Below are 14,445 nucleotides of genomic sequence, written 5' to 3' on the forward strand. Positions count from 1 at the left end.
AACATGGCACAAGCAGATTTACCCCTTTTAGGGATCACAGCATGGAGTGGAACCGGTAAAACGACACTACTGAAACAACTTATTCCACAATTACGCAAAAGAGAAATTCGCGTAGGTATGATCAAACACACTCACCATGATATGGATGTGGATAAGCCCGGAAAAGATAGCTACGAGCTTAGAAAAGCAGGTGCAGACCAGACATTAGTCGCAAGCCAACAACGTTGGGCATTAATGACAGAAACGCCAGAACTCCCAGAATTAGATTTGTATTATCTCGCATCTCGTTTTGATGCAGATAAGCTAGATTTAATCTTAGTCGAAGGATTTAAAAGCGAAACCATTCCTAAAATTGCACTTTATCGTCATATCAATGAGCGTAATTTTAATGATTTACTTGATGAGCACGTTATTGCCGTTGCCAGTGATTGTGATTTAAGCGTAGATTTTCCACTACTAGATATCAACGCACCTGAAGCTATTGCTGAATTTATTGCAGATTGGCTGAAGCAGACGAAATAAAAAATTATAAGTCATAGAGCGCCTTATAAAGGCGCTCTATTTTTAATTAGATAAAATAAATTAAGCAAAAATAATTGCTTGATAAGGCTGAAGGATAAGCTCGCCTTGTGCATTTTCCACTATTGGGCTGTTATGCAAATAAATATCTTTCGCTTTTATGGTTAGTGCTTTTTCTTCACCACTGAAATTACAGTAAATATTGATTGAGTTATCTTCATAAATACGTTTAAAAGCAATCACATTTTCTGGTGAATTTAATGGCAAAAACTCACCATAAATCAAAATATCGCTGATCTCTGAATGTCGTCTTAATGCAATTAATTGTTGGTAATAAGCGAACAGAGAATGCTTATCTTGCGTTTCTTTCTGTGCATTAATATCAACATAGTTAGGATTCACTTTTAACCATGGTTTACCTGTACTAAAACCACCATTTATTTCAGTATTCCATTGGAAAGGTGTTCTTGAGTTATCACGGCTACGATCATTAAAATATTCCATTATTTGCTTATCGCTATAACCTAATTTATGCCCCCATTCATATAATTTAAAGACATGTAAATCATCATGTTCCTCTAATGTCATAGGACAATTTGTCATACCGATTTCTTGTCCTTGATAAATAAAAGGTGTTCCTCGTTGAGTTAATAAAAATGTCGCTAACATTTTGGCACTAGTTGGATTAATACCACCTTTAGGGAGAAATTTATTTAATGAACGAGGTTGATCATGATTTTCTAAATAAGGTGCTCCCCAACCAACTCGTTGAGTATCTAGTTGGCTTTTAATAAATACAGGTTTTAATCTTTCACCTGTGATTGGATTAAGGGTGAATGGCTTTTCATTGCGAATATCTAAGTCAGCGATACTAAAATCAAATACCATGGAGAAATAACCATTTTCACCAACATAAGCACACAAATCTTTTTCAGGCACATCAATTTCTGCAACCGTCATACTATTTGCAGGCTTAAAAGTATTCTCGGCTAATTCAGTTAAGAACTTATCAATACCCGGTTGATTTAAAACCCAAGGTACTAAAGATGCAGAACCATCGTCTTTGTCAGGCTCAAATTGATATTCAGATAAGGCTTCAGGGGATTTTTTTAAATTACCAATCGCATCAATGCGAAATCCTGCAACACCTTTTTTGATCCAGACATTAATCATATTGATAATATCTTTACGTAATTGTGGGTTTTCCCAATTTAAATCCGGCTGTTCAGGGCCAAATGAATTAAAATACCAACGATTAGTTTTTCCAACACGGCTCCAAACCGAGCAATCAAAATAAGTGCGTAAATTATTAGGGGGAGTCGATTTATCCCATTGTTTAAAAATATAATAATCGGCATATGGGCTACTAGGATCTTCAATTGCTGCTTTAAACCAAGGATGCTCATTAGAAGAGTGATTTAAAACTAAATCGAGTAGAATTTTTATATCACGCTTTTTAGCTTCGCTAATAAGGGTATCCAACGCGTTATTATCGCCAAAAATAGGATCAACCACAGAATAATCAGCAATATCATAACCATTGTCTTTCATTGGCGATTTAAATATGGGACATAACCAAATAACATTTGTACCAAGTGACTGGATATAATCTAATTTTTCGGTGATCCCAGCTAAATCCCCAACACCGTCCCCATTACTATCATAATAACTCTTGGGATAAATTTGATAGACCACCGCTTCTTTCCACCAAGTACTAGACATATTCACCTCACCAAGGTAATTCGTATATATGGAACTGTTCCATAATTAATATAGAATACTATAAGCACTAAAAGAGAGGGTAAGGTAATTAACATACTAAAATGTGAAATAGCTCATATTAAAAAAACACAATTACCTCAATAAAGATGGGTTTCTCATAATCATATTAAGATATATTAGGTCATCAACTAATTGAAAGGAGCAACAGCATATTCAATGGCGGGGATCCGGGATGTCGCAAAAAAAGCAAATGTCGCAGCAAGCACTGTTTCTAGGGCATTAAATAATAGTGGTTATGTATCTCAAGCTGCGCGAGAAAAAATAAAAAAAGCGGTAGAGGAATTAGACTATATTCCTGATACTTGGCTAAGAAATTTATATCAACAAAAAAGCGCGGTTGTTGGTGTCATTATTAATAGCCTTGAATATCCTTATTTTGCGACTGTGACACGTTTTATTGAAAATAAGCTCGCTGAAAATGGCTATAGCATGATGTTATGTGCAACACAAAATAGCAAAGTACGTGAACGTATATTTTTTGATATGCTTAAACGAGGTCAGATCGACGGTATTATTGCAGAATATCTGCTATTGGATGATAGTGAATATCAGCATATTCAAAGACCCGTGGTAACACTAGATCGTCATCTTCATGATATTCCATTAGTTTGCTCTGATCACCATACTGGTGGTCGATTAGCCGCAGAACACCTTATTCAAAAAGGTTGCCAAAACATTCTCTATATTGAAGATAATTCAAGTTATTTATCATCAACTCCTTCATATCAAAGCTGTTTAGCTTTTAAAGAAACGCTTATTCAGGCTGGTATTAAACCTATTCCTTGCAAAGTAAATTGGAAAAAAGAAGAAAAAGATTATTTTCAATCGTTTGCCAAAAAAACACTTTCTTTGCATTCAGATATCGATGCTATTTTTGCTGCGGATATTCCCGCCATAGCATTATTTAATGAAGCAACAAGGCGAAATATCGTCATTCCAGAACAACTAAAAATTGTCGCTTACGATGGCAGCCCCTGGTTAAATCAAACACTGCGGCAATTAACCTGTATTGAACAGCCCTTTGAAAAACTAGCTGAAAAAAGCGTAGAAGTAATTAGTGCATTAATTGAGAATAAAGAAATAACAGATAATGTCTCTGTTATTCCAGTGACGTTTATTCAAGGTGAAAGCAGTTAATGGTTGATTCAGTTCTTATAGCCGTTTTGTGATAAAAAACGCCAAAGAAAGTTAGCCCTCTTTGGCGTTTTAATTGATTATGTTTTACTTCAAAACGAAATAAAAGCTACCGTCTTTATTTTGCAGGACGAACAGCGATAACTTCAATTTCTACACGCCATGCTGGATTTGCCAGTTTAGCGATTTGGAAAGTTGAACGCGCTGGCAATTGTTCAGTTTTAGAAGCATCAAAGTACTTAGAATAGCCATCCATAAAGCCTTTAAAGTCCATCTCACCTTTAGTTTCTTCACCGCCAACTAAGAAGACTTGCATTTTAACAACGTCTTTCATGTCTAAGCCAAGTTCATTCAAGTGAGTTTTGATTTGCTCTAATACACTGATAGTTTGTTCTTCAGTATTACCATAAGACGCTAATACACCTTCTGGCGCATCTGCTGATTTCTTAGCAGGAACTTTACCGCTTAAGAAAACAAGGTTGTTACCTGCACTCACTTCAACAGATTCTGAAATAGGCATACCGTTTAATTTATGGTGCACAACACCCTCCGCATTCGCACTTGCTACACCAAAAATAAAAGGTAGAGCAACAAGTAAACTTTTATAGCGCATGAAAACTCCTTAACATGTTTAATTTACAGTAAAACAAGGGGTTACTTATTTCTTAAAACGATCCATACTAAATGGTGTTGGATCAATAACGGGTTTTTTGCCCGTAACAATATCCGCAGTCACTTCACCTGCGGCAGGACCTTCAGTCATACCCCATACTGTTGCTGTATTGATAACCAGACCAGGGTACTCTTTGACCTCAGAAATAATTGGCAATTCATCAAATGTTGGGCTAACAACAGCCCCCCAACGTTCTACAACTTGTGATTTTTCAAATACTGGGAATTCTGCTTTCATTCTTTGGAATACAGCATCTAAGTGCTCAGTATTTTGTGTTGCTGTTGCAATGCGATATTGTTCAAACGGTGTTTTTTCATCTAATTTCCAAGATGTTGCCATCTTGAATGAATTAAATAAGTCTTCACCAATAGAAAATTCTAATGGCAGCTCACCACCACCTAATAGGTGCATGAACTTAGGCCCTAACAAGAAGCTATCTTTCACGATAGAACTGGTGAAAATACGTGGCGCGACAGCATAAGTTCCATCGGCTTGTTCACGGAAGTGAATACCATTTGGTAAATGCACGTTACCACGAGGTGCGCCTGGAACACCGGATACACGTTGTTGTGATAAGTAAACATTCAGCGTTGGAATATCAATGCCCATGTTCCCCATAAATAAACGTGACCAAATACCACCAGCAAGAACAACGTGAGATGTTCTAATTGCGCCTTTTTCTGTTACAACATCAGAAATTTTACCACCCGCAGTTTCAATGCCTCTTACCGCGCAGTTGGTATAGATTTTCACGCCAATCTGTTTAGCATAGCGTGCTAATGCTGGTGTCCCTGTTTCAGGATCAACAGAACCTGAGTCTTCTTCAAAAGCGGCAACCGTCCATGGTGTTTGAGCACCAACAAGACGATTTGATAACTCTTCACCTTTAATAATGCGAGTATTTAGTGGTGTATCAAATCCTGCCGTTTCTTTTGCTGTTTTGATCCATGCTTGAGCTTTATCAAATGCTTTTTCATCTGCAAGGGCTTCTACACGACCTTGTGTACGATAACTGGTATCAGCACCAATTTTCTCGTTCATTCCACGCCATAAGATTTTCCCGTAATGGTGTAATGGGAAAATTTCGGGTGATGTTTGATAACTAATAATTTGGCTGTATGCACGGCCAGATTGTTCACCACCAATCTCGCCTTTTTCTAAAATAGTGACACTCATGCCACGTTCTGCAAGGTTGATAGCGGTCATAATACCTTGAATACCACCACCAATAATCACTGCATCAGACTCTTTAGGCAGAGCACCCTCTGTACCTTCGACAAACGATACTCTAGATTTAGCTTCAACGAATTTGCCATCACGACGAACCATCGGAACTAATGCAGCACCACCGGCTAAAACACCCGCAGCACCAACACCTAAAAGCAGCTTTCTCCTTGAAATTTTCATCTTCTACCTCAGTAATGGATTTACCATTTATATTTATAATGTTATTAGTTTGTATCTTTAAAAGTGGATATTACCATAGTTCATTATATTGTTAATAATTATAATTATTTGTTAAGCATTTCACTAAGCAACAATATCCATAGATACTATATGGTTACTATAATTACTTTTTCTCATAAAAAACCGTCAGTTACAGATAATCATTTATTGAGTTAATTATTGTTATGCAATGATAAATAAGAGAATTATCTACAAAATTAAAGTTGTTAATGGAAAGTGTAATCATGCATTTAATTAACATTTTGATACAAATAAGCATGTAAATATGTCAAGATTTGTTTACAAAATAAGCAAACCTATCGCACAATTACATAAATAAAAAAATGAATGTTGACTATGAGATAACTTTATTTTTAAAAAATAAGTCATTTCATTGAGTGGCTGGTTTTTGGGTCAATAAGTAGATAAATATGCTTTTTGGAAAATAGGTAGAAAAGAGGATATTTGAGGGCGACATAAAACTGAAATAAAGACAAATTCTCAATAAAAAAGCCAGAGGGTTAACTCTAGCTTTCCACGTAATAATAAAAATAAGCTTACACAATATAAATGGTAATGGCTTATCTCATCGTCACAAATTCTTCTGCTGCTGTTGGGTGAATTGCCACCGTATCATCAAAGTCTTTTTTCGTTGCGCCCATTTTCAGTGCAACGGCAAAACCTTGTAGCATTTCATCCATACCAAAACCAATACCATGAATGCCAACAATTTTTTCGTCTGCACCAACACAAACCAGCTTCATACGGCATGGTTGACGATGACGAGTCACCGCACTATACATTGCAGTGAAAGACGATTTGTACACTTTCACTTGGTCTGCACCATATTGCTCAATCGCTTGAGGCTCAGTTAGACCAACAGTACCAATAGCAGGATGGCTAAATACAACCGTTGGAATATTAGAATAGTCTAAGTGTTCGTTCGGTTTATTGTTAAATAAGCGCTCTGATAAACGACGCCCTGCGGCAACAGCAACAGGCGTTAATTCAACCGCCCCTGTATTATCGCCAACAGCATAAATGCCTTTTACATTGGTATTTTGGAATTTATCGACTTTGATATAGCCTTTTTCATTTAACTCAACACCCGTTACCGACAGATTCAAGTTATCCGTTGCAGGCTCACGGCCAATTGCCCAGATTAAGGTATCAACTGTTTGCTCTGTGCCGTTTTCCAGTTGTAGCGTTAAACTTCCATCTGCATTCTTTATCACGGCTTTAGGAATAGCGTGTGTATGTAACTTAGGCCCTTCCGTTTCCATCACTTCTAACAGTGTTTCGACGATTAATGGGTCAAAATTACGCAGTGGTGCATGTTTACGTACAAATAGATGTGTTTCGCTACCTAACGCATTTAACACACCCGCAAGTTCAACCGCAATATAACCCGCACCAACAACAGCAACACGTTTGGGTAAAGCAGTTAACTCAAAGAAACCATCAGAATTAATACCATACTCAGCACCTGGAATATTCGGTTGAACAGGACGACCTCCTGTTGCAATCAGAATATTATCAGCCGTGATCTTTTCACCATTAACTTCAATAGTGTTGGCATCAACAAAACGAGCAAACCCTTGGATAACATCAACTTTGTTATTACCTAAGACACGGTCATAAGATTGATGAATACGGTCAATATAAGCAGAACGGCTACTGATGAGGGTATCCCAATCAAAACGGTTCACTGTGGTATTAAAACCATAATCAGGACCATATTGATGAATAGCTTCAGCAATTTGCGCTGCATGCCACATCACTTTCTTAGGTACACAACCCACGTTAACACAAGTGCCGCCTAATGCTTTCGCTTCAATTAATGCACATTTTTGTCCATACATTGCAGCTCTATTAATTGATGCGATACCACCACTACCGCCACCGATGGCGATATAATCGTAATGTTTGCTCATCATTTCTCTGATCCATTTATCTGTAGAAAAATAGGTAACTCACAGGCTAAGTCTTTCATGTCATGAAATCTATTATGACAAAGTTTAAAACATAGCACGTCAGATTTTAGCTTTTACAGTAATAGGCAAAAACAATAATAAAGAGGCTTATTCTGGTACAACCCACTCCACTAATGTATGCCCAATCCCCTCAGGAACTAAGATTTTATGTAACCAAGGGAGTATTGATTTCATTTGTGATTCTAATTTCCAAGGCGGATTAATCACAATCATGCCTGATGCCGTCATCCCTAGTTGATCACTATCCGGTTTTACTGCTAATTCAATTTGTAAAATCTTACGGATCCCTGTTGCTTCAAGCTCTTTTAACATACGCTTGATTTGCTGGCGATGAACGACGGGATACCAAATCGCATAAGTTCCAGTGGCAAAGCGTTTATGGCCTTCAACAACACCTTTCACAACCGCAGAATAGTCTTGTTTAAGTTCATAAGGTGGATCAATTAATGCGAATCCACGGCGACTTGGTGGAGGTAACTTAGCTTTTAATTGGCCAAAACCATCTTCACGAGCAACTCGCGCTCGCTTATCACGAGAGAATTCGGTACGTAATAAAGGAAAATCCGTTGGATGTAATTCTGTTAACGCTAGAGAATCGTGTTCTCTTAGTAATTTTCCCGCTAATAGCGGCGATCCTGGATAATAACGCAGTTCCCCATTTGCGTTTAATTCCCCAACCGCTTCAAGGTAAGGCAAAATAAGCTCAGGCACTTCTTCTTGCTGCCATAAGCGAGCGATCCCTTCTAAGTATTCGCCAGTGCGAGTCGCATGAGCATTGGTTAATTGATACCGTCCAGCGCCAGCATGAGTATCAAGATAAAGAAAAGGTTTCTCTTTCTCTTTTAAAGACTCAATGATGAGTGTTTGAACAATATGTTTTAAAACATCGGCGTGGTTGCCAGCATGAAAACTATGGCGATAGCTCAGCATTCTTTATCTTCCGTTAGAAATAAGTATAGCTTAGTAATTAATTTACTCTGAAATAGTGATTAAACTCAGTGTATCAGAAAAAGCCGAACTTCTTCATTGAAAGCGAAAGAAACGTTGTGTCTTAGTATTCAACCGTTATGATAAGTTTATATTTCACTTAAGTTTAAATAGGATAAAAAAGATGAAAAAATTACTTTTTACTGTCATAACCTTAAGCTTACTTGCGAGTAATGCTTATGCCAATAGTTCAACCAATGGCTGTGAGATAAAAAAACAGAATATCCAAAAACAAATGGAATATGCAAAAGCACATGGTAATCAATATCGTATCCAAGGCTTGGAGCGAGCATTACAAAATGTTGAACGCTATTGCACTCCTGAAAAAGTGGTTGAAAATACGCGCCTTGAATTACGTGAAAAACAACTCGATGTTGAAAAGCGTGAACTGGAATTAAAAGAAGCACAACTTAAGGGTGATGCAGCTAAAATAGCTAAACAAGAAAGAAAGCTAGCTGAAGAAAAAGCTGATTTAAAAGCAATTGAAGAAGAATTAAACCTACTGACAAAGTAGTTATCATCAGTAATTAATGTCTACTCCTTATTTGACTGTGAAATACAGAATAAAATAATAAGTGAGTAGCCATTCTCTTAGTAAACTAAACTTAATTTCATAATTACGGTATTGGTTTTTTTATCCTTTATTAAGCACAAGATTATCTACACCTTTTGATAGGGCATCATCTACACTTAAGCTATAACAAACAAATACATATCCTAAATCAGTGGCTAATTACAATAAGCATAAGGTGTATAATAGAAATTAAGCTATGATATTTTTGAGTGAGAACTATAGTAGTGACACTCAGTTATTAAAAATGGACAGATCTAATTAAAGAGGACATATGTCAGAAGAGCAGCAACCCAAAACAGAAAACGAAAAAACTCAACTGACTCAGCCACTCAAAAAAGGGCTGGAAAAAGGGATCCATGGCGGAAAGAAGGCCATCGGTATTGGGATAAAAATCAGTAACTTTATTACTCACATCCCTTTTATTGCACATCTTATTCGCACTGCCGAACGCTTTACTGACAGAATGGGAAATCAGTTTGGTGCCGCTATTACCTATTTTTCATTTTTATCATTAATTCCTGTATTAATGCTTTCCTTTGCCTGTGCAGGTTTTGTTTTAGCCTCAAACCCAGATTTACTCGCTAAATTAATTACAGGTGTCGCAAATAGCATTGACGATCCAACGCTGGCATCCACGGTTCAACAAAGTATTGATACTGCAGTTCGCCAGCGTACTACCGTGGGTTTAACCGGTTTAGCAATTGCACTTTATTCTGGTGTTAACTGGGTGGGTAATTTACGCCAAGCCATCCTGGCGCAATCTCGCCCCGTTTGGGAAAGAAACAAAGAAGAGCAAGAGAAAATCTATTTTCGCTACTTTCGTGACTTTTTAGCGCTAATTGGCTTACTTTTTGCGTTAATTGTCACTATTACACTCACTTCTGTGGCAGGTTCAGCCCAACGAATGATTGTTCATACATTGGGATTAGATGGCATTGAATGGCTAACACCAGCTTGGACGATCATCGGCTTAACGATTTCCATTACTGCAAATTACTTACTCTTTTTATGGATATTGTGGATCCTTCCTCGCCATCAACCCAAACGAATTTCGCTTATTAAAGGCACACTTATCGCGGCCATTGGTTTTGAAATATTAAAATCCGTCATGACATGGATGCTACCTAAAATCGCAAGCTCACCTTCAGGTGCCGCATTTGGTTCAGTGATAGGCTTAATGGCTTTCTTCTACTTTTTTGCCCGATTAACGCTCTTTTGTGCCGCGTGGATAGCCACCGATGGTCCAAATATGCGCAAAGAACAGTTGAATGAAACGCAATCAACATCTTAACTTTATGATAAAACAACATGGTTAATTCCCTGCATTAACCTCCTATAAATAACGTAATAAGGAAAAAAAATGCCATACGTTAATATTAAAATTACACGCGAAGGTGCAACCGCAGAACAAAAAGAACAACTCATTGCGGGAGCAACACAACTTTTAGTTGATGTATTAGGCAAAAACCCAGCAACGACCGTTGTGGTCATCGATGAAGTTGAAACAGATAACTGGGGAATAGGTGGTAAAACAGTCACCGAGTTACGAGCAGCAACAAAAAGTAAATAAAGCATTTCTGCAATAAAAATAAAGGGTGCCAAGTACACCCTTTTTACTGATTTATTATCCTGACAGATAAGGAAGTAACTATGGTTCAATCAATGACTGATGCTTTTCATGCCTTACCTTCAGCAAGTGCTATTTATATTACAGGTGCAGGTATTCAGTACCCTTTTGGTATGGCACATGGATTTGCTGACGAAAGTATCCAGAAAAAATTAACTGTAGATACACCTTTTCGAATCGCGAGTAATACAAAAACTTTTCTCGCAGCTGCTTTTTTACGTTTATGGGAACAAGATGCCCTATCCCTTGATGATGATATAACTAAATATTTAAGTGCTAACTATCAACAGACATTATTAGAGCTAGGGTATGATCTTAAAACCATTACGCTACGCCATTTATTAAGTCATAGCAGTGGCTTATTCGATCATGCCAATGAAGCTTACCTCGAAGAGGTGATTAAAGATCCCACTCATAAATGGACACGAGAAGAGCAAATAGCGCGCTATGCTCAACAAGGCTTTCCCATTATCCCTGCGGGAAAACGCTTCATTTATTCAGATACAGGATACATTTTGTTAGGTGATATCCTTTCTCAGTTTATGAAAAAAAATATGGCCACCGCCGTGCGTGATTTATTGCATTTTCAAAACTTAGATTTACCACAAACGTGGTGGGAAGGTTTAGAACAACAACCTAAGCATTTTAAAGCGCGAGCTAGACAGTTTACAGGTGAGCATGAAGGGACTCATATAGATGCTTCAATGGATGCTTTTGGCGGTGGTGGGCTTGTGATGACCACCCTTGAGTTAGCTAAATTTACTGCAGATTTGTTCGAAGATAGAGTTTACTTACATCCATCGACCTTAAAAGAGATGAAATGGCAAGGCTCACATACCGGTGCGGAAAATTATCGTTTAGGCTTAATGGCGGAAGAAACTAGCTTAGGCACACTTTACTACCATCTTGGTTATTGGGGCTCAGTCGCTTATTATTTACCTGAAAAACAGATTGCTATTGCCGGTTTTACAACCCAAAGAAATCATCGTGAAGATTTGATAGCCATTATTAAAGAAGCGTTTAAACGCCTTTAAAATCAAAAAATAAAAAGCCAAAAACGTATCAATCACACTTTTGGCTTTTTGTTTATCTTATGGCTGATATATTTTCAATATCAGCCTATCCCTGATTTATTACAATTTCTTCGTTGGTGCTGGAGTTGTTGCAGCAGGCGCTTCAATCGCTTTATTTGGTGTAGCATTAGTTGCAACCGGTGCAGGTGTATTTGTCATTTCAGGATGAACTTGCTTTTCAAATTGAATTCGTAATTCACCTAGATTTACCGTTGGCGTTTCACCACTTTGCGTTAATACAAAAGTAATATCTTCAGATAAAACTCTTGAAAGCTCCTGATTTAATGTCTCTTTTGTTAAACCCGCTAAAAAGGCTTGGCGTAAGCGCTGATATTGTTCAGGTGGAATATCAATAATATTACTTTGTTGTGATAACAAACGCTGATTAATTAAAATAGCCGTACTGGTTTTCGCATAACGAGCAAACAATTGAGTTAATTGAAGTTGTTTCTCTTGTTGTAGCTCTTGGTATAACTCATCACTAATACCTTGGTTACGCAAGCGCCCCAATTCTTCTCCTACCCATGATGCTAATGCAGGAATATGCGCTGTGGCAGTATCAAGATTTAAAGAACAACTTGCACGCTGATATTGTACTCGGCAATCAATGTTAATTTGCGTACTGTCGTTTTCCTTACGCTGTTCAAGGCTACGACCTAAATGCACAAAAATCACTTCACGAGCTAAATCACTTAACCAATATTTATTTAACGTGTCCGAATCTTTTACTGGCGACCAGTCTAAATCCCAAATTAAAGCAATTTGATCCTTTGCACGCATAGGCTCTTGCACATATAACGTTTCAGGTTTCATATCGGCAAGAACAGGTACTGGAACGGGGGTTACACGCTTTCCTGATAGAGGAGAAAAGGCCTGATTAATACTTTCAGTCAATACTCGATTATCAACATTACCTGCAACATAGAGAGTCATCATATCTGGGGTATACCAACGCTGTTGGTAATCTGACAGCTCTTTCGTATTGACAGATTGATTAACCGGTTTGCCCGGATTGTGGCCTTTTAAATTAGACCCTTCAAGACGTGAGCGCCAGATAGGATCTTCAATATTAAGGGGAAACGTTGCAACGGGAAGTGGTGATTGAACTGCGTTACGAACCGCATCTTCAGTATATTGTGCAGGTTTAGCAATACCCGCTAATAATGCAAAAGCATCCTTTAACAGCTCAGGCTGATTATTCGGTAAACTTAGATTATAAACAGTAAAATCGTATGAAACGATCATTGGAGGCAACGGATAATCAGGATCTAACGCATTTTTCCATAAGTTATCACGTTTCTCTGGCGTTAAACCTGTATTTTCCAAAACATTAAGTTTGGACACCAAGGATGAAAAACCCGTTTCACTGCTTTTTTCTGATAAAGAACCCGTATTGACTAATAAACGGATCTGTATTCTATCATTTGGGCGTTGCGGTGTTTGTAAAATTTGCCACTGAAAGCCATTTGCTAGTCGCCCTTCTTGCCAAGCTGGATCAGGCTGTAAAGCCTCTGCTTGAACTTGGCAAACAACAGCGCCGAACATAACGCTTCCCAATAAAATTCGTGTCATTACACCCTGCATGTGAACCTCTGTTGTATTAATCCTTGGTATTAAACCACTTATGAGGTTTAACAATAAGTGCCAAAAGACATGTTTGATGTCGGATGTCTATCTTTTGTATTATCATTCTTTATCACCACAGAAACATGAAATGAAATCACTATGGTGATTAGACTCATTATGGTGTAAGAAGGTTCAGACCTTTGGCAATTTTTGCTCAGATTTTTGATGATTATATCCTTTAACCAGCAAACCAATCTCGTCATCACAATGTGATTTGGGACAAGATAACGCTGAAACTTTGTTATCTTTGTTGAGGGTCACGGCGATTTGGCGTAAAGGTTTTACAACAATACGGTTAATACACCAACTAATAGCAACCGTCAGAATAAGCCCCATCAGCAGATATGTTGTTAGCATCAATGCAACAGTATTACTGGCAAAACGATAAAAACGATTTGTATCTGCCTGTAAAATGAGATGACCACTATAGGACTTATCATCTGTTGAAGTAATACCTAATGGCTGTAAAGGAATAACAGCTTCAACGGGGATACCAAAAAGCCAGCTTGAGAATTCAGAGACTTCTTTTTTAGGTGCAAAGTCTAAATTCATCACTTGCACATTTTCAGGTTGCATAACAATCGCTTTACCTAAAATGCCTGTTGCTTTTAGTGCAACGATTTGTTGTTTAGCATCGTTCAAATCTGATCGTAACAATGCATCAGCAAGTGGTTGCTGGATACTTACACCGGCATTAAAAAGCTGATTTTGATAATCTTCACGCCGTTGATCTATTAAATAAACAAGCTGAATACTGATAAAAATAGCAATAGTCACCAACGTAACGCCCGCAACAGCGGCCATCTGTTTTATTGTTAATGAATGTTTAAGATGAGGTTTCACCGTTGCTATTTCCAATATACATAGTCTGAACAGAGTGATTATACTGTATTTTTGTGATTATGTATCACCTTACCAGAAAGAAAATAATGATTAAAATTATCTATTAAGTATAATAGGTCTCATTAATAAGAAACCTATTTTACTTTATTTGTTAGTTTATTCTGATA

13 protein-coding genes are annotated in these 14,445 nt (G+C 37.5%); 6 read left to right on the top strand and 7 right to left on the bottom strand.

Features of this window, described 5'->3' with window-relative positions:
* The first annotated feature begins 3 nt into the window (after positions 1-3).
* The gene (gene mobB, locus SB028_RS18110) at positions 4-522 is read left to right on the top strand and encodes a molybdopterin-guanine dinucleotide biosynthesis protein MobB (RefSeq protein ID WP_069369592.1); all 519 of its coding nucleotides are present in this window, start codon (positions 4-6) and stop codon (positions 520-522) included.
* A 60-nt stretch (positions 523-582) separates the two neighbouring features.
* Here mobB and SB028_RS18115 read toward each other — a convergent pair whose 3' ends face one another.
* Positions 583-2,241, bottom strand: coding sequence for an alpha-glucosidase (locus tag SB028_RS18115; protein ID WP_069369591.1), 1,659 nt, complete (start codon positions 2,239-2,241; stop codon positions 583-585).
* A 192-nt stretch (positions 2,242-2,433) separates the two neighbouring features.
* Between SB028_RS18115 and SB028_RS18120 the strand changes: the two genes are divergently transcribed.
* Positions 2,434-3,438, top strand: a complete 1,005-nt coding sequence (locus SB028_RS18120) for a LacI family DNA-binding transcriptional regulator (protein WP_141002578.1) — start codon at positions 2,434-2,436, stop codon at positions 3,436-3,438.
* Positions 3,439-3,553: 115 nt separating this feature from the next.
* On the opposite strand, the gene SB028_RS18125 is transcribed toward SB028_RS18120, so the two are convergent.
* From SB028_RS18125 to SB028_RS18140, 4 genes are all read right to left on the bottom strand, one after another.
* Positions 3,554-4,048, bottom strand: coding sequence for a RidA family protein (locus SB028_RS18125; RefSeq protein WP_069369589.1), 495 nt, complete (start codon positions 4,046-4,048; stop codon positions 3,554-3,556).
* Between the two features lie 45 nt (positions 4,049-4,093).
* Entirely contained in the window at positions 4,094-5,515 is a 1,422-nt protein-coding gene (locus SB028_RS18130; RefSeq protein WP_069369588.1) for an NAD(P)/FAD-dependent oxidoreductase, read from the bottom strand.
* A 620-nt stretch (positions 5,516-6,135) separates the two neighbouring features.
* A complete protein-coding gene (gorA, locus tag SB028_RS18135; protein ID WP_069369587.1) occupies positions 6,136-7,488 on the bottom strand; it encodes a glutathione-disulfide reductase in 1,353 nt (450 codons plus the stop codon).
* A gap of 147 nt (positions 7,489-7,635) precedes the next feature.
* On the bottom strand, positions 7,636-8,478 hold the full coding sequence (locus SB028_RS18140) for a 23S rRNA (adenine(2030)-N(6))-methyltransferase RlmJ (protein ID WP_069369586.1): 843 nt from the start codon (positions 8,476-8,478) through the stop codon (positions 7,636-7,638).
* 181 nt (positions 8,479-8,659) lie between these two features.
* On the opposite strand from SB028_RS18140, the gene SB028_RS18145 reads away from it, so the two are divergent.
* From SB028_RS18145 to SB028_RS18160, 4 genes are all read left to right on the top strand, one after another.
* Positions 8,660-9,049 carry a DUF1090 domain-containing protein gene (locus tag SB028_RS18145; RefSeq protein ID WP_069369585.1) on the top strand — a complete coding sequence of 130 codons (390 nt, stop codon included), beginning with the start codon at positions 8,660-8,662 and terminating at the stop codon, positions 9,047-9,049.
* Positions 9,050-9,380: 331 nt separating this feature from the next.
* Entirely contained in the window at positions 9,381-10,400 is a 1,020-nt protein-coding gene (gene yhjD / locus SB028_RS18150) for an inner membrane protein YhjD (protein ID WP_069369584.1), read from the top strand.
* A gap of 69 nt (positions 10,401-10,469) precedes the next feature.
* On the top strand, positions 10,470-10,679 hold the full coding sequence (locus SB028_RS18155) for a 2-hydroxymuconate tautomerase family protein (RefSeq protein WP_006534633.1): 210 nt from the start codon (positions 10,470-10,472) through the stop codon (positions 10,677-10,679).
* Between the two features lie 80 nt (positions 10,680-10,759).
* A complete protein-coding gene (locus SB028_RS18160) occupies positions 10,760-11,770 on the top strand; it encodes a serine hydrolase domain-containing protein (protein ID WP_069369583.1) in 1,011 nt (336 codons plus the stop codon).
* Between the two features lie 99 nt (positions 11,771-11,869).
* Here the strand turns inward: SB028_RS18160 and SB028_RS18165 are convergent, their stop codons facing one another.
* Both SB028_RS18165 and SB028_RS18170 read right to left on the bottom strand, forming a co-directional pair.
* Entirely contained in the window at positions 11,870-13,393 is a 1,524-nt protein-coding gene (locus SB028_RS18165; protein ID WP_069369582.1) for an insulinase family protein, read from the bottom strand.
* 174 nt (positions 13,394-13,567) lie between these two features.
* On the bottom strand, positions 13,568-14,278 hold the full coding sequence (locus SB028_RS18170; RefSeq protein WP_069369581.1) for a HAMP domain-containing protein: 711 nt from the start codon (positions 14,276-14,278) through the stop codon (positions 13,568-13,570).
* Between the last annotated feature and the right edge of the window lie 167 nt (positions 14,279-14,445).

Origin of the sequence: Proteus vulgaris, assembly GCF_033708015.1 — a bacterium.
Classification (GTDB): Bacteria; Pseudomonadota; Gammaproteobacteria; order Enterobacterales; family Enterobacteriaceae; genus Proteus.